Below are 17,258 nucleotides of genomic sequence, written 5' to 3'. Positions count from 1 at the left end.
GACCACAGCCGGAACAACGTGAGGAGACCCCATGAAGGGGAAGATCGGACTCGTCGTCGGACTCGGCGTCGGCTATGTGCTCGGCACCCGCGCAGGACGCGAGCGCTACGAGCAGATCAAGACGCAGTGGCTGAAGGTCTGGAACACCGACCCCGTGCAGGAGCGCGTCGACAAGGTCAAGGGCTTCGTCGGCGACAAGGCCGCCGCGGTTCCGGGCGCCGTCTGGACCGGCGCCGTGAAGATCGTCAAGTCGGTCACCGGGGACGGCACGCCCGGGCAGAAGCTCGATGCCGTCATCGCCTCCGGCAAGGACGCGGCCGAGGAGATCTCGGACGCCGCGGAGGACGCGGTCGACGAGGTCAAGGAGCGCGCCGCCGAGACCCAGAAGCCCGCTGCCTCGAAGCCGGCCGCGAAGAAGCCCGCCCCGCGGAAGTCCGACGACTGACATGCCCCGCGGATATCGGGATCGCGCCGACGACAGTCTGCTGACGCTGCTCGGCGACCTGCCGGAGCTCGTCACCAATCTGGTCAAGGCCGAGATCGACGCGGCCAAGGCGTGGGTGTCGCGCACCGCGAAGGACGCGGGGGTCGGCTCCGTCTGGTTCCTCGTCGCGCTGTTCTTCCTGTTCTGGGCCGTGCCCGTGATCCTCGTCTTCGCGATCGCGGGACTGTCATCGTGGTGGCCCGTGTGGCTGTCCGCGCTGGCGGTGTTCGGCATCCTCATCATCGCCGTGCTGCTGTTCGCACTGCTCGGCATCTTGAAGTTCCGCAAGGTGCTCCGTCGCCAGAACCCGGCACAGGCCGTGGCCGAAGACATCCGAATCGTGAAGGAGGCCGGCGATGAGCACCCCTGAGTCGCTGCCGCGCACCGCGGTCCCCGCGGGAATCGTCGATCCCGTCGCCTCCGCGCGCGCCGAGCTGAAGGCGGCCCTCGCCGCCATCGAGGTCAAGGGGAACATCCCGCGGCGCGTCGAGAAGGCGTCGGCGCGGGCCGCCGTCAAGGCGCGTGTGTTCGCCGACCGCAACCCGGCTGCCGCGATTGCCGCGACGGTCGGGATCGCCGCCGCCGTCGGCGGGGCCGTGTGGGCCATCGCCCGCGCCATCGCGCGCTGAGCGACCCCCGCACCGCCCTCGGGCGGGGGCAGTATTCCCCTGATTAGCGGCGCCTCCGCAAAGGGGGCAGACTGGGATCATGTCCGACCTGCGCGAAGAGAACCCGTCCGGTTACACCCTCTGGGCCGTCTGGCGACGCAACCCCGACGCCCCCGTCACCGAGAACGATGCGACCGAGCTCGAGTCGATCGTCTCGCACATCGAGGACTCCGGCGTCACCGTCCGAGGCTTCTACGACGTCTCCGGGCTCAAGGCCGACGCCGACCTCATGGTGTGGCTGCACGGCGCCACCGCCGAGGAGCTGCAGAAGGCTCTCCGCCGCCTGCGCCGCACCGAGATGCTGCGCTCGCTCCTCCCGGTGTGGAACGTCATGGGCGTTCACCGTGACGCGGAGTTCAACCGCGCGCACGTCCCCGGCTTCCTCCGCGGCATCGAGCCCAAGGACTGGCTCTGCCTCTACCCGTTCGTCCGCACGCCGGAGTGGTACCTCGCCCCGGAGAGCGAGCGTCGTGCGATGCTCGCCGATCATGGGCGCAAGGGTGCGGCATTCACCGGCGTCATCGCCAACACCGTGGCCTCCTTCGCCCTCGGTGACTACGAGTGGCTGCTGCCGCTCGAGGCCGACGAGCTGACCGATCTCGTCGACATGATGCGCGATCTCCGCTACACCGACGCCCGCATGTTCGTGAAGGAGGAGGTGCCGTTCTACACCGGGCGCCGCCTGCGCTTCGACGAGATCGCGGACGTGCTGCAGTAAGCGCCATGAGCACCCCCATCCGTCTCGGCACCCGTCGCAGCGCGCTCGCGCAGGCGCAGTCCGGTCATGTCGCCGCCGCACTGGAGAAGGTCACCGGTCGTCGCGTCGAACTCGTCCCGATCACCAGCGAGGGCGACACCAACCGCGCCTCGCTGTCGGAGATCGGCGGCCTCGGCATCTTCGCCACCCGTCTCCGCGAAGCCCTCCTCGCCGGCGAGTGCGACTTCCTCGTGCACTCGCTGAAGGACCTCCCGACCGCGGTTCCGGAGTCGCTCGTCATCGCCGCGACGCCCCGGCGGGAAGACGCCCGCGACGTCGTGCTCACCCGCCACGGCATTCCCCTGCACGAGCTCCCGGCGGGGAGCGCCGTGGGTACCGGGTCGCCGCGACGCATCGCCCAGGTCCACCGTCGTGCGCCCCGCGCCCACGTCGTGGACATCCGCGGCAACGTCGACTCCCGTCTCGCGCGCGTCGCCTCCGGCGAGCTGGATGCCGTGATCCTCGCCGCCGCCGGCCTCTCGCGCCTCGGCACGGACTCGCCGCTGCATCGCGAGGAGCTCGGCCTCGCGGAATGGCCGACCGCTCCCGGCCAGGGGTCCCTGGCCGTCGAGACGCGGGCGGACGCGCCGGAGGAGCTGCGCACGGCGCTGTCGGCGCTGGATCATCGGGAGACCCGGCTCGCCATCACCGTCGAGCGCGCCATCCTGGAGGGACTGGACGCCGGTTGTCAAGCCCCCATGGCGGCGCACGCCGTCGTCCAGGACTCCGAGATCCGCGTCAGGACGGTCGTCTACGCCCCGGACGGCGGTCGGCGGATCGGTCTGGACGTCACGGAAGCCCTGAACGGGGAGTATATTCATCGGAACGGCAGTGGCAATGGTGCGGATGCTGCCGATGGTGCAGACCCGATGCACGCAGCGCGTGAGCTCGGGCTCGCTGTTGCCCGTCGGCTGCTCGATCAAGGGGCGGCCGACCTCGTCCCTCAAGAGCAATCCGAATTGTCATGACCACTTCTGAAAGCAAGCAGGACCGACCGCTGGACGGCTGGCGCATCCTCGTGCCCCGTGGCGGCCCCTGGGGCGACAGCGTCGCCGCGAGCCTCCGCGCTCTCGGCGCCGTCCCCGTCGTCGCTCCGCTCATCAACTTCGCTCCGACCACGGATCAGGCGACCCTCGACCGCGCGCTGGAGCAGCTCGCGGCCGGCGAGTTCGACTGGCTGACCGTCACGAGCGCGACCACGGTGGATGTGCTGTTCGCCCACCGTGCCGTCGTGCCGAAGACCACGAAGATCGCGGCCGTGGGGGAGACGACGGCCGCGGCGCTGCAGGCCGTGGGCTACGAGGTGGCCCTGGTCCCCGAACAGGACAACTCCGCGCAGGGCATGGCGCAGCAGCTCATCGCTCTGGAGCACGAGCCGCGCCGCATCCTGGCGCTGCGCAGCGAGATCGCCAAGCCCGTCCTGAGCATCCTGCTGTCCGACGCGGGACACGACGTGCACGGCGTCGTCGCCTATCGCACGGTCGGCGTCCCGGTGACGGAGCGCATCCGCCGCGACGTCGAGAACGGCCGGATCAACGCGATCCTCATCACCAGCGGTTCGGTGGCCGAGCAGGTGCGGGAGCAGTTCCCCGAGATCCCGGATGAGACGCTGCTCGCGGCGATCGGCCCGCGCACGGCCAAGGACGCCGAGCGCGCCGGCCTGCCCGTCTCGGTGGTCGCCGATCGGCAGACCATCGATGCGCTGATCGATGCCGTGTCGCAGTTCACCCTTCCGCACGCGGCAGACGAGTTCGCGCCGTGAGCTTCCCCGACATCCGTCTGCGCCGACTGCGTCAGTCGCGCGCCGTCCGCGACCTCGTGCGTGAGACCTCTCTCGAGCCGCGTCAGCTCGTGCTCCCGCTCTTCGTCCGCGAGGGGATCAGCGAGCCGGTCGCCATCGGGTCGATGCCCGGCGTCGCCCAGCACTCGATCGACTCGCTGCGTTCCGCGGCCGTCGAGGCCGCCGAGGCCGGAGTGGGCGGCGTCATGCTGTTCGGCGTTCCCGCGGTCCGTGACGCGCGAGGCTCCGGTGCGGACGACCCGCAGGGCATCCTGAACGTCGCCACCGAGGCGCTGGCGGCGGAGGTCGGCGACGCGCTCGTCGTGCAGACCGACCTCTGCCTCGACGAGTTCACCGATCACGGTCACTGCGGCGTCCTCGCCGCAGACGGCTCGGTGGACAACGACGCGACCCTGGAGCGGTACGCCTCGATGGCCCTCGCCCAGGCACGTGCGGGATCGCAGCTGCTGGGGCTGTCCGGGATGATGGACGGCCAGGTCGCCGTGATCCGTCAGGCGCTCGACGCCGAGGGCTTCACCGACACCCTCATCCTGGCGTACGCCGCGAAGTACGCGAGCGCGTTCTACGGCCCCTTCCGCGAGGCCGTGGACTCGCAGCTCCAGGGCGACCGCCGCACGTATCAGCTCGACCCCGGCAACCGTCGCGAGGGCGTGCGGGAGGCGCTGGTCGACGAGGACGAGGGCGCGGACATCGTCATGGTGAAGCCGGCGATGGCCTTCCTCGACGTGCTCCGCGAGGTCCGCGACGCCGTGACCGTCCCGGTCTGGGCGTACCAGGTGTCGGGCGAGTACGCGATGATCGAGGCCGCCGCCGCGAACGGCTGGATCGATCGGCGCGCCGCGGTCCTCGAGTCGCTGCTGTCGATCCGCCGGGCGGGCGCCGACGCGGTGCTGACGTACTGGGCCACCGAAGCGGCCCGCTGGCTGCGCGGCTGAGCCTTCGTCGGCCGCGGCCTCGGAAGGGCAGGGGGCGGGTTAGCCTGGAAGGGATGCCGGGAGAGCGCCGTGCATCACGGAGGAGCCTCGATGACCGACCGCAATGACGACCTTTTCTCTGCCGCCCGTGCGGTGATCCCCGGCGGGGTGAACTCTCCGGTGCGGGCCTACGGGTCGGTCGGCGGGACGCCGCGGTTCCTCGCCTCGGCGCGCGGCGCCACCGTGACCGACGCCGCGGGTCGTGAGTACGTCGACCTCGTCGCGTCCTGGGGTCCCGCACTGCTCGGACACGCGCAGCCCGAGGTCGTCGCCGCCGTGCAAGAGGCCGCCACCCGCGGGCTCTCCTTCGGCGCTCCGACCGAAGGGGAGGTCGAGCTCGCCGCGCTCATCGCCGACCGTGTGCGCTTCGGCGAGATCCGTCCCGTGGAGCGCGTCCGTCTCGTCTCGACCGGCACCGAGGCCACCATGACCGCGATCCGCCTCGCCCGCGGCGCGACCGGCCGTGATCTGCTCGTGAAGTTCGCGGGTCACTATCACGGCCACTCCGACGGCCTGCTCGCCGAGGCGGGCTCCGGGGTCGCCACGCTCGCGCTGCCCGGTTCGGCCGGCGTGCCCGCGCCGATCGCCGCGCAGACGCTCGTGATCCGCTACAACGACCCCGAGGCGCTCGCCGCCGTCTTCGCCGAGCACGGTCCCCGCATCGCGGCCGTCATCGTGGAGGCCTCGGCCGCGAACATGGGCGTCGTCCCTCCGCTGCCGGGCTTCAACCGCCTCATCGCGGAGACCGCGCACGCCCACGGTGCGCTGATGATCCTCGACGAGGTCCTCACCGGCTTCCGGGTGCACCCCGCGGGTTTCTGGGGGCTCCAGGCGCAGGCGGGGGAGGACTACCTCCCCGACATCCTGACTTTCGGCAAGGTCGTCGGCGGCGGTATGCCGCTGGCGGCGCTCGGTGGTCGTGCCGAGGTCATGGATCTCCTCGCGCCGCTCGGCCCCGTCTACCAGGCGGGCACGCTCTCCGGGAACCCGCTGTCCGTGGCCGCGGGCCTGGCGACGCTCCGCCTCGCGACGCCGGAGGTCTACGCGACGGTCGATGCCGCGGCGGCCCGGGTCTCCTCGGCCCTCGACCGCGCGCTCGCCGACGCCGGGGTGACCCACTCTCTGGCGTCCGCCGGAAACCTCTTCAGCGCCTCGTTCCGCGCGTCGGCCCCGCGCGACTATGCCGAGGCGCAGGCGCAGGAGTCGTTCCGGTACGCGGCGTTCTTCCACGCGATGCGCGAGCACGGCGTCGCGCTGCCGCCGAGCGTCTTCGAGGCCTGGTTCCTCACCGCCGCGCACGGCGAGGCCGAGCTCCAGCGCATCGAGGAAGCCCTGCCGCACGCCGCTCAGGCGGCCGCCACCGCGCGCCCCTGACCGCCGCCGCCGCTGCCTTTCTCCCGCGAGGACAGGCGTCCGCGCGGGAACAGGCACCGCTGGACCCTGCTGCATGATGCCGCGCGGATGCCTGCGGAGGGAGCGGTGGTCGCGAGGTCGTCGGCATCAGGTCTTCGCGCGGAGTCAGGCTTACGCCCGCGGCAGCGCCTGTTCCCGCGCGGGAGCCTGTTCTCGCGAAGGAGTTGTGCGCGCGGAGCGTGGGGGATTCCGACAAGGGATCGTTGCGTTCCTGTGAGCAACTTCCAGCCAACCGGGAGGGCGGCGCTGGCAGACTGGGGGCATGGTGACGTTGTTGCTGGACCAGACGCAACTCGAGGTCGTGCTCTCGCCCATCGAACGTGCCGCCACCTTCCACCGCGAGAACGTCCGCATCGTGCGCGACACGATCACCAAGGTCCAGCTGACGGATGACGCCTGGACCTGGCTCCGCGGAGTCCCCAACCCGGGTACGCACATCCCGGGCGTCCTGGCAGCCGGGAGCTGGAAAGCGGCAGGCAGCCTCGACTTCGTGCTGATCCGCCGCCGACGCCCCAGCGTGGTCGTCGATCTCGAAGGCGACCCGCAGTACAACCGCCTGATCCTGACCACACGGCACGGCCTCGCGCTGACGCAGGCGCTGCGCCTCCCGGTCTCCGAGGAGCCCACGACGGTCGAGGAGATCGTCGCCACGGCTCCGACCCCGGTGTCGAAGGGCAGCCGGCGCCCGGTCATCCGACCACGTCCGGCCTGATCCCGGATGCAGAACGCCCTCCCGGTGGACCGGGAGGGCGTTCTGCTGTGCGGGGGTTCAGCCGCGGTGTTCGTCGTCGTGGTGCTCGTCCCCACGGTCATCCGCGGGGATGTGCTGTTCCGCCGCGGTCTCCGTGTCGTCTGCAGACTCGTCGCTCCCGATCTCGTCCTGCGGAGCCCCCTCGCCGGACGACGTCTCCTCGGCAAGAGCGAGCGGGTAGTCGCGCGGTTCGTCCTCGTAGTAGGCACGCGCGGCGGCGGCCAGCATCGAGCTCACGGCGGCCGATCGCGGGTCGTCGTCGGACGCAGGAGAGGCGTCCTCGCCCTGCGCTGCGGCCTCGGCGGTGTCCTCGGACGGCGCGGTCTCGTCCGCTGCCGAGGTGTCCAGGCCGGTGAAGAACTCCACCCCCGCGGGCTCCTCGTCACCGGAGGCGCCGTCGGGCGCGTCGGTGCTCGTGCTGTCGGCCGGTGCATCGGCAGCGGAGCCGACGGCCTCGGCGGGGGTATCGTCGGTCGTCGACGGCGACTCGGTCTCAGTCTCGGACTCGGTCTCGCCGGGTGCGTCCGTCGCCGCCGGCTGCGCGGACGACTCGGCCTCCGCGTCCGCAGACGCCGTTGCGAACAGGGCGGCGAAGGACCGCCGCGGGGACTCGGCGGCGGGCGCGGGCGCACCGAAGAGGATGTCGTCGAACGACGGCGCGTCCTCGGCCTCCGTGTCCGCGCCCTCTTCGGCGTGTTCCGCCTCTGCAGGCTGCGTGCCTTCGGCCGCGTCGATCACCGGCAGGATCCGGGTGGTGTCGGCGTCCGCGGCGACGACGGGAAGAGCGCGGGTCGCATCCTCGTCTGCGGCGACCTCCACCTCCGCCTGCTCCGTCGGGGCGGCGTCGGCGGCGATCGTCCCGGAGGTCACGGGGCCCGTGGCCTGAGTCGTCAGGTCGTCGGCGAGGGCGGCGGTGCCGCCGGCTGCGAGAGCCGCAGCGGCGGTGCCCGCGGCGGCCTCATCCGTCGACACGGCGTCCGTCGGAGCTTCCTCCGCAGGCGCCTCGGCGTCGGTCGCGGACTCGGCCTCCACCTCGGCATCGGCCTCCGTCGGAGACTCCGTCTGATCGAGCGCCGGGGCGGTGTCGAAGCGCCCGCCCCGCATGAGGTCGATGAACACATCCTCCAACGTCGGACCGCGCTGCACGAGGGTGCTGAGAGCGATACCGGCGTCCGCCGCAACGGCGCCCACCCGGCTCGCGTCCGTCCCCCGCACGGTCAGACCGGAGCGGAGCACCTCGATGTCGAATCCCGCGGCGACCAGGGCGGTCGTGAGGCCGGGGCGATCGACGGAATCGACCACCACCGAACCGCCGGCCGGGTCGGCCAGTGTCTCGATGCCGCTGGACAGCACGAGGCGTCCCTTGGAGAGCACGAGCACGTGGTCGGCGACCTGCTCGATCTCGCTGAGCACATGGGAGGAGACCAGGACCGTGCGGCCTTCGTCGGCGAGACGACGCATCAGCAGGCGCATCCAGCGGATGCCCTCCGGGTCGAGACCGTTCGCCGGCTCGTCGAAGACGAGCGCTCCCGGGTCGCCGAGGAGTGCGTGGGCCACGCTGAGGCGCTGACGCATGCCGAGCGAGAATCCGCCGATGCGCGTGTCCGCTTCGCCCTCCAGGCCGACGAGGGAGATGACCTCGTCGACGCGCGCCAGGCGGATGCCGTTGGCCTTCGCGGCGATCGTGAGCTGACGGCTGGCCGTGCGGCGTGGACGGTAGGCCGTCTCCTCCAGCACCGCGCCGATGGTGCGCAGCGGCTGGCGCAGCTCGGCGTACGCGACGCCGCCGATCGTGGCGGTGCCGGACGTGGCGCGCACCTGGCCGAGCAGGATGCGCAGGGTCGTCGTCTTGCCCGCACCGTTGGGGCCGAGGAAAGCAGTGACCGCGCCGGGCTCGACCCGTGCGGAGAAGTCCGAGACGGCCGTCACCTCGTTGAAGCGCTTCGTCACATTCGTGAATTCGAGCACCTGTCCTTCGGGCATCCGGGACCTCTCGTTGCGATGAACAGTTCCTCCTATCCTGCCGGAAAACCGCCCCGGAACCCGCATTTCGTGCGGAATCCGGCCGCATGTGACGGGGTAGCCTGGCACCCGTGACCGATACCCCCGCCGCGCCCCGTGTCCTCATCCGCACCGAAGGAGCGCTCGGGCGGCTCACGCTCAACCGCCCTGAGGCGATCAATGCGCTCGACGAGGACATGATCGCGATCATCACGGAGGCGCTCGTCGCCTGGCGCGAGGACTCCGACGTGCAGATCGTCCTCATCGACGGCGAAGGCGAGCGTGGGATGTGCGCAGGTGGCGACGTGCGCCGCCTGCACCGCCAGATCACCTCGGGTCATCCGGAGCAGTCCGCGGAGTTCTTCCGAGCCGAGTACGCGATGAACGCCATGATCGCGGAGTATCCGAAGCCCGTCGTCGCGCTCGCCGACGGCATCACGATGGGGGGTGGCATCGGTCTGGCGGGGCACGCCGCGATCCGCGTGGTCACCGAACGCTCGAAGCTCGCCATGCCGGAGACCCGGATCGGTTTCACGCCCGATGTCGGCGGAACGTGGCTGCTGGGGCGGGCGCCGGGGCGCCTCGGCGAGTACCTCGGTCTCACGGGGACGACGATGAACGGTGCCGATGCCGTGTACGCGGGCTTCGCGGATCATTTCGTCCCCTCCGACCGCCTCGACGCGCTGCGCGAGGCTCTGGCCTACCGCGCCGACCCGACGAGCCCCAGCGAGATCGTCCTGCTCTTCGACGAGACGCCGGAGCCGTCCTCGCTCCCCGCTGCGCGGGAGTGGATCGACGAGGCGTTCGCCGCCCCGACCGTGCCCGAGATCCTGGAGCGGCTCCGCGGGCTCGGCACCGACGAGGCGGCGGCCGTCGCCGACCTGCTCGACGGGCTGGCCCCGACTGGTCTCGTCGTCACTCTCGACGCCGTGCGGGAGGCTCGGGAGATGTCCGGGCTCCGCGCCGCGCTGGAGGGCGATTACCGCCGGGTTCTCTGGTTCGTGAACGAGCACCCCGATCTCGTGGAGGGCATCCGCGCGCAGCTCGTGGACAAGGACCGCAACCCGCGGTGGCAGCCCGCCACCCTTGCCGAGCTCGGACCCGACGCCGGGGCGGCCGCCCGCGACTACGTCCCGCAGCCGGCGCTGTTCTGACGCGCGCCTCAGCTCTCTTCGGGGACGACGGCGGCGCGGCGGCGGGAATCCCAGGTCGCCCGGATCACGTCGGTGACATCGCCGGGTTCGAGGCCGGCCTCCTGCGCGGTGTCGACCAGCTCGCGGATCCTCCGGATCACCGCCGCCGGCAGCACGGCGGCGGAGTCTGCGACGCGCGTGCCCGCCGCGGTGCGTGAGACGACCAGGCCGTCGGCTTCGAGCATCTTGTAGGCGCGCGCAGCCGTCCCCGGAGCGACGCCGAGGTCGCCGGCCGTCTGCCGGACCGAGGGCAGCCGTTCGCCGGCGCCGAGTTGGCCGGAGACGATGAGCCCGCGGAACTGCCGATAGATGTCCCGGGCCGGAAGCGTATCGTCGGCGGCGGACAGCGGAGAGCGCGGCGTCATCGCGCGCCCTCCGGCTGCCGTGTCGCCGCCGTCGCGGAACCCCTCGACCTGCGGGCGCCGTCCGGCAGCAGGGCCGGTGCCGCGAGCACCAGGAGTGCTACGGCCACGACCTCCAGCACCGGGGCCGCCGCACCGGCCGCGCGGGCGATGTCCGCATACCGCCAGACGATCTCGAACGTGCCCTCGCCCTCGATCGTCAGGGGGCCGATCCGCCCCGCGCTCCCGATGAACCGCCAGGCGGCGGCCAGCGTGAGCAGGATGCCTCCGGTCGCGACCTGGGCGACCCCCGCGGCGATCCGGCGACGTTCGCGGTGTTCGGCGGGAACGGTCTCGGGGCGGAGGAACGGACGCGTGGCGTTCGTCGACAGCGCCCAGACGACGGACGCGGCGACCAGCGCGCAGCACAGCAGCACGGTGACGCCGTACGCCCATCCGTAGAACCACAGCCGCACCGGGTCGACGTCGGTGTTCGGCGCGGGGATCTCCAGGAACACGAAGGGCCCGCCGTCGATGTTCGAGGAGGCGCAGCCGGCCGCGATCGTCGTGAGGATGAGCCCGAGCAGCGCGATACCCGCCGCCACGGTGCCGCCGCGGGGGCTGAACGAGAGCCAGGTCCGCCGGGTCCCGGTGGCCACCGGCTGCGTCGCGTGGCGCGCACCCCGCACGCTGATCGCGAGCGCCAGCGCGGCGATGACGGCGGCGGTGGCGAACACGGGGGCGGCGTAGCGCCACCAGGACACCTCGCCGTTCAGCGGCAGCACGTACCGGGCGAGCACCTCCACCGTCACCCCCGTCCCGAGGACCACCAGGGCGCCGCCGGCGAGGAGCCGTCGCTCGGGCGAGTAGCGTGCGCCGACGGCGACCGCTTCATCGCGCGTCAGCCGGGTCGCCGTCGCCGCACGCGCGCGCCACCAGGGTGTGAGGCCCAGCAGCGCGGCGATGACGAGGCCGACGACGAACGAGACGGCCGGTGACGAGAGGACGGCGCCGACGATGTCAGGCGGGGTGGGGTTCGGCATGGCGGACTCCGTTCTTTGTGCCATATGTCTATCACAAGTTGTGTCATTCAAGCGATACATATGGTGGTTCGCTCTGAGCGAAGGTCCTCCCGGAGGGGGATCCGAATGTCGCCGCTTCGTGGCACCCTGTCCTATGGCCGGTCGTCGGTCGGCATCCGTCTGCCGGGAGACCCGCCGCCTCCTCCTTCCGAGAAAGTACGCCTGTGCTGGGAAAACTCCTCCTCCGATATCTGTCTCGCTACAAGTGGCTCCTCGTCGCCGTGCTGGTCTTCCAGTTCGCCAGCGCGGCCGCCACCCTCTACCTGCCCCGCCTCAATGCCGACATCATCGACAACGGCGTCGCGCAGGGCGACACCGCGTACATCTGGCGCACCGGTCTGTTCATGCTGGCGGTGTCGCTCGGCCAGATCGTCGCCTCGGTCATCGCGACCTACTTCGCCGCCCGCGCCGCGATGGGGGCGGGCCGTGACATCCGCGCCGACGTGTTCGGCAAGGTCAGCGGCTTCTCCGAGCGCGAGGTCTCGCAGTTCGGCGCCGGTTCCCTCATCACCCGCAACACGAACGACGTGCAGCAGGTGCAGATGCTCGCGATGATGGGCGCGACCATGCTCGTCACGGCGCCGCTGCTCGCGATCGGCGGCATCATCTTCGCCGTGCAGACCAACGCCGGGCTGAGCTGGCTGATCGCCGTCTCCGTCCCGGTGCTGCTCCTGCTCGCGGCACTCGTCATCGGCCGGATGGTGCCGCTGTTCCGCAGCTACCAGGGCAAGCTCGACAACGTGAACCGCATCATGCGGGAGCAGCTCACCGGCGTGCGCGTGGTCCGGGCCTTCGTCCGCGAGCGCATCGAGGAGGAGCGCTTCCGCGGCGCGAACACCGACATCATGGTCGTCGGCCGCAAGGTCGGCTCGCTGTTCGTGCTGCTCTTCCCGCTGTTCATGCTCATCCTCAACGTGACCGTGGTCGCCGTCATCTGGTTCGGCGGCATCGAGGTCAACAACGGAACCGTGCAGGTGGGCACGCTGTTCGCCTTCATGCAGTACATCGGTCAGATCATGGGCGGCGTCATCATGGCCAGCTTCATGGCGATGATGATCCCGCGCGCCGCCGTCTCGGCCGAGCGCATCGGTGAAGTGCTGAACACCGAGTCGACGATGACGCGTCCGGCGGACGGCGTCACCGCCTTCCCGACGCCGGGAGCGGTCGCGTTCGACGACGTGGAGTTCACCTACCCGGGCGCCGACGCCCCGGTCCTCAGCGGCATCAGCTTCGCCGCCGAACCGGGCGAGACCGTCGCGGTGGTCGGCTCCACCGGCTCGGGGAAGACCACGCTCGTCTCGCTCATCCCTCGCCTGTTCGACGTCTCGGGCGGTGCGGTGTACGTAGGGGGCACGGACGTCCGCGACGCCGACGTCGAGGCGCTGTGGGACAGCATCGGCCTCGTGCCGCAGCGTCCCTTCCTCTTCACGGGCACCGTCGCGTCCAACCTGCGCTATGGCCGCGAGGACGCCACCGACGAGGAGCTCTGGCACGCGCTCGAGATCGCTCAGGGGCGGGACTTCGTGGAGGAGATGCCGGACGGCCTCGACTCACGCATCGCCCAGGGCGGCACGAACGTGTCCGGCGGCCAGCGACAGCGCCTCGCGATCGCGCGGGCCCTCGTCCATCGCCCGCAGGTGCTCGTGTTCGACGACTCGTTCTCCGCGCTCGACCTCACCACGGACGCCCGGCTGCGGCAGGCGCTGTGGCGGGAGCTTCCGCAGGTGACGAAGATCGTGGTCGCGCAGCGCATCTCCACCATCACCGATGCCGACCGCATCGTGGTGCTGGAGGGCGGCACGATGGTCGGAGTCGGCACCCATGAGGAGCTGCTGGAGAACAGCGAGACCTACCGGGAGATCGTCGAGTCGCAGCTGGGGGTGGACGCATGAGCGAGCAGGATCCTTCCACAAGCCCAGGGACCCAGGGAGCGGGCCCTTCGACAAGCTCAGGGACCCAGGGCCAGCGGCGCCGCGGACGGGGCAAGACACCGGCGCCCACGGCCGAGCGGGAGCTCACCGCAGAGGAGCAGTACGAGGCCGAGCTCGCCGAGCAGGCACGGCAGAACTCCGGCGACTGGGACAGCGTCGCACCGGGCAAGGCCGACCACTTCGGCCCGAGCTTCGCCCGGATGATCGGGCTGCTCAAGCCCTCCGCGGTCTGGTTCGTCTTCGTGTCGATCCTCGGAGCGATCGGGGTCGTGCTGACCGTCGCCGCCCCGAAGGTGCTCGCCGAGGCGACGAACATCGTCTACCGCGGCTTCATCTCCATCCAGCTCGGTCAGCCCAGCGGCGACTTCCCGGGATTCCCGGCGGGGACGCCGCAGGACGTGGTGGTCGACGCCCTGCGCGACGCCGGACAGACCGACTTCGCCAATCAGGTCGGAGCGCTCGGCGACTTCCGAGTCGGCGACGGCATCGACTTCGACGCGCTGCGCTGGGTGATCGCCGCCGTCCTCGCGATCTACGTCGTGGCCGCATTCCTCAGCTGGCTGCAGGGGTACGTCATCAACGTCATCATGGTCCGGACCATGTGGCGCCTACGCGAGTCCGTCGAGGCGAAGATCAACCGGCTCCCGCTGGCGTACTTCGACAAGGTGCAGCGCGGCGAGCTGATCTCCCGCGTGACGAACGACATCGACAACATCACCCAGACCATGCAGCAGTCGCTGTCCGGTGCCCTCACCGCCGTGCTGACGGTGATCGGCGTGCTCGTGATGATGTTCTCGATCTCGTGGCAGCTCGCCCTCGTGGCGCTCGTGGCACTCCCGCTCATGGGCGTGATCTTCGGCGTCATCGGACCGCGCTCGCAGAAGGCCTTCGGCACGCAGTGGCGCAAGGTCGGCCGGCTCAACGCCCGGGTCGAGGAGGCCTTCTCCGGGCACGCGCTGGTCAAGGTGTTCGGCCGTGAGCAGGACGCTCTGGACAAGTTCAAGGCCGAGAACGAGGAGCTGTTCCAGGCGAGCTTCAAGGCGCAGTTCCTCTCCGGCATCATCATGCCGGCGATGACCTTCGTCGGCAGCCTGACCTATGTCGGCATCGCGGTGCTCGGCGGCCTCATGGTCGCGAGCGGGCAGCTGCGACTCGGCGACGTGCAGGCCTTCATCCAGTACTCGCAGCAGTTCACCCAGCCGCTGTCGGAGCTGGGCGGCATGGCCGCGGTCGTGCAGTCCGGCACCGCGTCGGCGGAGCGGGTGTTCGGCCTGCTCGATGCCGACGAGCAGGAGGCCGACGATCCTGAGGCCCCCGCGCTTCGCGAGGGGGAGGGCGTGATCGAGTTCGAGAACGTCTCGTTCTCGTACTCGCCGGAGCGGCCGCTCATCACCGATCTGTCCTTCCGGGTGGAACCGGGACAGACCGTCGCCATCGTCGGGCCCACCGGCGCAGGCAAGACGACGCTGGTGAACCTCATCATGCGGTTCTACGAGCTCAGCGGCGGGCGGATCACGCTCGACGGTCAGGACATCTCGACCATCACGCGCGACGAGCTGCGGTCCCGCACCGGCATGGTGCTCCAGGACCCCTGGCTCTTCGCCGGGAGCATCCGCGAGAACATCCGCTACGGACGCTCGACCGCGACGGACGAGGAGGTGCTCGCCGCGGCGAAGGCGACCTACGTGGATCGCTTCGTGCACGCACTGCCGGACGGGTACGACACCGTGCTCGACGAGGACGCGTCGAACGTCTCGGCCGGTGAGCGCCAGCTCATCACGATCGCACGGGCCTTCGTGGCGCATCCGTCGATCCTCATCCTGGACGAGGCCACATCGGCGGTCGACACCCGCACCGAGCTGCTGCTGCAGCACGCGATGGCCGCGCTCCGGCAGGGGCGCACCTCGTTCGTCATCGCCCACCGCCTGTCGACCATCCGCGACGCGGACCTCATCCTCGTGATGGAGCACGGTGACATCGTGGAGAAGGGCACGCACGACGAGCTGATCGCCGCGCAGGGCGCGTATTGGCGCCTGTACCAGTCGCAGTTCGAGCAGGCGGCGACCGACCTCGACGCCGAAGCGGCTCTCACCGGATCCTCGCCGGTCGTCGTGACCGGCGACGCGGACGAGGAGGCGAGCGCGCAGGAGCAGGCGGCGGACGCGGTGGCCGGAGCGGCGGTCGGCGCCCAGCTCCCGGCGGCCGAGACCGCAGCGGCTCGGGCACTTCTCGACGACGGCGCTGACGGCTCCACGTCTCCGTCCTGACCCGCCTCACGCACGACGCCCCACTCCGGATCCGGAGTGGGGCGTCGTGCGTGAAACCTCAGTCGTCTCCGGCGATGCCGAGGAGTTCGAGGGGGTGGGTCAGTCGCCACCATGGGCTCGGACCGTCCAGGTCCTCGTCGAGGACGAGGGCGGTGTCCGTGCTGTCGACGGGACCGGTCGTGGTCAGGGTGCCGACCGTCCCGTCCGCTTCGCGTTCCTCCCCGAGATCGAACACCGGCGTCGCCGTCGCGCTCGCTCCGTTCCACAGCACGACATCGGCGTCCTCACCGGCGACCACATCGACGCGCTCGCCCCAGACGGTGAGGACGCGCCCGACCACCGTGCCTGCCGGGACGGCCGGGCCCTGGGCCTGCAACGCCGCTTCCGTCTGAGCGAACAGGGCGCGGGTGAGGGCGAGGCGCGCCTCGTCGTCCTCCTGGTTCAATGCCGCGGCGTAGAGCCGGACCGTCGCGTCGCCGATGACGACGTCCTTGGCGGTCAACAGGTTCCAGCCGACGAGGGTGCCCGTCTTGATGCCGACGACTCCCGGATCGGCGAGCATGCCGTTCGTGTTCTCGACCGTCCCGGCCCCCGGCAGGTCGACGGACCGGGTACCCACGATCTCGGCGAACACCGGATTCCGCATCGCCATCTCGCCCAGGGCCACGAGGGCCTCCGGGGTGGCGACGTTGCGCTCGTCGAATCCGGACGGCGTGACCACGGTGATGCCGGAGAGTCCGCGCTCGCCGAGCCAGACCTCGGCCGCGGCGGCGAATTCGCGGTCGGACCCCCAGATCTCCGACGCCAGCCGGTCGATGTAGTTGTTGGCCGAGCCGAGCAGGGTGCCCTGCAGAAGCTGGTACTCGGTCAGCACTCCGCCCACCGGCACATCGAGCGCCGACTGATTGGCGATCCGATAGTCCCAGTAACGGACGCTGTCGGCGTAGGTGAAGGAGAACTCCGGGCCCTGTTCGCCGGGGGCCAGCGGCAGCCGGTCCAGCACCATGAGACTGCTGACGACCTTCGTGATGCTCGCGATGCTCACCGGCGCGGTGGTCGACGCCGCGGTGGTCATCCCGGCGATGCCGACCGCCCCGTCGCCGACCGCCGGCCAGGCGAGCGCGGCGGTGGGGGCGGCGACCGGGGTGAACTCGACCGCCTGGACGGTCGGGGCGACCTCGTGCAGCGGCCAGAGCAGCGTGGTGCCGGCGTAAGAGGCGATGAGGCCGGCGAGGACGCCGAGGGGGACGAGCAGGCCGGGTCCGGCAATCGCCGGGCGCAGCCGGGCGTCGCGCAGCAATCCCGTCTCCTCCTCCGTGCCGGCCGAGGCATCGAACTCGGGCGTCGATGACGCCGCAGCGACGATCGACGGGTCCACCCAGGTCAGCGCGGTCGGCGGTGCCGAGGCATCGGCCCACGCCGCAGCTTCCGGAACCGGACCCGGCTGATCGTCCGCGGGCGCGGCAGAGGCGGGTGCGGAGTCTTCGGGCCGCGCGTCGACGCCCACGCCGCCGGACGCCTCTTCAGGGGGATCGGAAGCGGTCACTCGCTTACGGTACCGAATCCGGCCCCGAATCCGCCGTGCGCGGCGCGGG

The 17,258-nt window shown here is 71.1% G+C and carries 16 protein-coding genes; 12 read left to right on the top strand and 4 right to left on the bottom strand.

What is annotated here, in order from left to right:
• The first annotated feature begins 31 nt into the window (after window positions 1–31).
• The 9 genes from C6C15_RS15425 (at window position 32) to C6C15_RS15385 (ending at window position 6,809) form a co-directional block, all read left to right on the top strand.
• Window positions 32–445 carry a hypothetical protein gene (locus tag C6C15_RS15425; RefSeq protein WP_105950541.1) on the top strand — a complete coding sequence of 138 codons (414 nt, stop codon included), beginning with the start codon at window positions 32–34 and terminating at the stop codon, window positions 443–445.
• A gap of 1 nt (window position 446) precedes the next feature.
• On the top strand, window positions 447–854 hold the full coding sequence (locus tag C6C15_RS15420; protein ID WP_025104873.1) for a phage holin family protein: 408 nt from the start codon (window positions 447–449) through the stop codon (window positions 852–854).
• Window positions 841–1,113, top strand: coding sequence for a hypothetical protein (locus C6C15_RS15415; RefSeq protein ID WP_105950540.1), 273 nt, complete (start codon window positions 841–843; stop codon window positions 1,111–1,113). The genes C6C15_RS15420 and C6C15_RS15415 overlap by 14 nt, the downstream gene beginning before the upstream one ends.
• 79 nt (window positions 1,114–1,192) lie before the next feature.
• Window positions 1,193–1,870, top strand: a complete 678-nt coding sequence (hemQ, locus tag C6C15_RS15410) for a hydrogen peroxide-dependent heme synthase (protein ID WP_174521419.1) — start codon at window positions 1,193–1,195, stop codon at window positions 1,868–1,870.
• A 5-nt stretch (window positions 1,871–1,875) separates the two neighbouring features.
• Window positions 1,876–2,877, top strand: coding sequence for a hydroxymethylbilane synthase (gene hemC / locus C6C15_RS15405; RefSeq protein WP_105950539.1), 1,002 nt, complete (start codon window positions 1,876–1,878; stop codon window positions 2,875–2,877).
• A complete protein-coding gene (locus C6C15_RS15400; protein ID WP_060921535.1) occupies window positions 2,874–3,671 on the top strand; it encodes a uroporphyrinogen-III synthase in 798 nt (265 codons plus the stop codon). Before hemC ends, C6C15_RS15400 begins: the two co-directional genes overlap by 4 nt.
• Entirely contained in the window at window positions 3,668–4,645 is a 978-nt protein-coding gene (gene hemB, locus C6C15_RS15395) for a porphobilinogen synthase (RefSeq protein ID WP_062637133.1), read from the top strand. Before C6C15_RS15400 ends, hemB begins: the two co-directional genes overlap by 4 nt.
• A 90-nt stretch (window positions 4,646–4,735) precedes the next feature.
• Window positions 4,736–6,058, top strand: coding sequence for a glutamate-1-semialdehyde 2,1-aminomutase (hemL, locus tag C6C15_RS15390; protein WP_105950538.1), 1,323 nt, complete (start codon window positions 4,736–4,738; stop codon window positions 6,056–6,058).
• A gap of 301 nt (window positions 6,059–6,359) precedes the next feature.
• Window positions 6,360–6,809: a hypothetical protein gene (locus C6C15_RS15385; protein ID WP_025104866.1), complete on the top strand. Its 450-nt coding sequence runs from the start codon at window positions 6,360–6,362 to the stop codon at window positions 6,807–6,809.
• Window positions 6,810–6,866: 57 nt separating this feature from the next.
• On the opposite strand, the gene C6C15_RS17250 is transcribed toward C6C15_RS15385, so the two are convergent.
• Entirely contained in the window at window positions 6,867–8,831 is a 1,965-nt protein-coding gene (locus C6C15_RS17250) for an ATP-binding cassette domain-containing protein (RefSeq protein WP_199787661.1), read from the bottom strand.
• A gap of 110 nt (window positions 8,832–8,941) precedes the next feature.
• On the opposite strand from C6C15_RS17250, the gene C6C15_RS15375 reads away from it, so the two are divergent.
• Window positions 8,942–10,003 carry an enoyl-CoA hydratase/isomerase family protein gene (locus C6C15_RS15375; RefSeq protein ID WP_105950537.1) on the top strand — a complete coding sequence of 354 codons (1,062 nt, stop codon included), beginning with the start codon at window positions 8,942–8,944 and terminating at the stop codon, window positions 10,001–10,003.
• A gap of 8 nt (window positions 10,004–10,011) precedes the next feature.
• Here the strand turns inward: C6C15_RS15375 and C6C15_RS15370 are convergent, their stop codons facing one another.
• Both C6C15_RS15370 and C6C15_RS15365 read right to left on the bottom strand, forming a co-directional pair.
• Entirely contained in the window at window positions 10,012–10,407 is a 396-nt protein-coding gene (locus C6C15_RS15370; protein ID WP_105950536.1) for a GntR family transcriptional regulator, read from the bottom strand.
• A complete protein-coding gene (locus tag C6C15_RS15365; RefSeq protein ID WP_105950535.1) occupies window positions 10,404–11,426 on the bottom strand; it encodes a hypothetical protein in 1,023 nt (340 codons plus the stop codon). The genes C6C15_RS15370 and C6C15_RS15365 overlap by 4 nt, the downstream gene beginning before the upstream one ends.
• A gap of 203 nt (window positions 11,427–11,629) precedes the next feature.
• Between C6C15_RS15365 and C6C15_RS15360 the strand changes: the two genes are divergently transcribed.
• Window positions 11,630–13,357: an ABC transporter ATP-binding protein gene (locus tag C6C15_RS15360; protein WP_105950534.1), complete on the top strand. Its 1,728-nt coding sequence runs from the start codon at window positions 11,630–11,632 to the stop codon at window positions 13,355–13,357.
• Window positions 13,354–15,663: an ABC transporter ATP-binding protein gene (locus C6C15_RS15355; protein WP_060923392.1), complete on the top strand. Its 2,310-nt coding sequence runs from the start codon at window positions 13,354–13,356 to the stop codon at window positions 15,661–15,663. The genes C6C15_RS15360 and C6C15_RS15355 overlap by 4 nt, the downstream gene beginning before the upstream one ends.
• Window positions 15,664–15,721: 58 nt before the next feature.
• Here C6C15_RS15355 and C6C15_RS15350 read toward each other — a convergent pair whose 3' ends face one another.
• Window positions 15,722–17,209, bottom strand: a complete 1,488-nt coding sequence (locus C6C15_RS15350; protein WP_144881923.1) for a D-alanyl-D-alanine carboxypeptidase family protein — start codon at window positions 17,207–17,209, stop codon at window positions 15,722–15,724.
• Window positions 17,210–17,258 lie beyond the last annotated feature (49 nt).

The sequence above is a fragment of the Microbacterium sp. str. 'China' genome, from assembly GCF_002993305.1.
In the GTDB taxonomy this organism is placed as follows: Bacteria; Actinomycetota; Actinomycetes; order Actinomycetales; family Microbacteriaceae; genus Microbacterium; species Microbacterium paraoxydans.
This window is presented reverse-complemented; position numbering and strand designations above follow the sequence as displayed.

Coding starts and splice junctions, on each gene's coding strand:
- C6C15_RS15425 (WP_105950541.1), top strand. CDS start 32: ATGAAGGGGAAGATCGGACTCGTCGTCGGACTCGGCGTCGGCTATGTG.
- C6C15_RS15420 (WP_025104873.1), top strand. CDS start 447: ATGCCCCGCGGATATCGGGATCGCGCCGACGACAGTCTGCTGACGCTG.
- C6C15_RS15415 (WP_105950540.1), top strand. CDS start 841: ATGAGCACCCCTGAGTCGCTGCCGCGCACCGCGGTCCCCGCGGGAATC.
- hemQ (WP_174521419.1), top strand. CDS start 1,193: ATGTCCGACCTGCGCGAAGAGAACCCGTCCGGTTACACCCTCTGGGCC.
- hemC (WP_105950539.1), top strand. CDS start 1,876: ATGAGCACCCCCATCCGTCTCGGCACCCGTCGCAGCGCGCTCGCGCAG.
- C6C15_RS15400 (WP_060921535.1), top strand. CDS start 2,874: ATGACCACTTCTGAAAGCAAGCAGGACCGACCGCTGGACGGCTGGCGC.
- hemL (WP_105950538.1), top strand. CDS start 4,736: ATGACCGACCGCAATGACGACCTTTTCTCTGCCGCCCGTGCGGTGATC.
- C6C15_RS15385 (WP_025104866.1), top strand. CDS start 6,360: ATGGTGACGTTGTTGCTGGACCAGACGCAACTCGAGGTCGTGCTCTCG.
- C6C15_RS17250 (WP_199787661.1), bottom strand. CDS start 8,831: ATGCCCGAAGGACAGGTGCTCGAATTCACGAATGTGACGAAGCGCTTC.
- C6C15_RS15370 (WP_105950536.1), bottom strand. CDS start 10,407: ATGACGCCGCGCTCTCCGCTGTCCGCCGCCGACGATACGCTTCCGGCC.
- C6C15_RS15365 (WP_105950535.1), bottom strand. CDS start 11,426: ATGCCGAACCCCACCCCGCCTGACATCGTCGGCGCCGTCCTCTCGTCA.
- C6C15_RS15355 (WP_060923392.1), top strand. CDS start 13,354: ATGAGCGAGCAGGATCCTTCCACAAGCCCAGGGACCCAGGGAGCGGGC.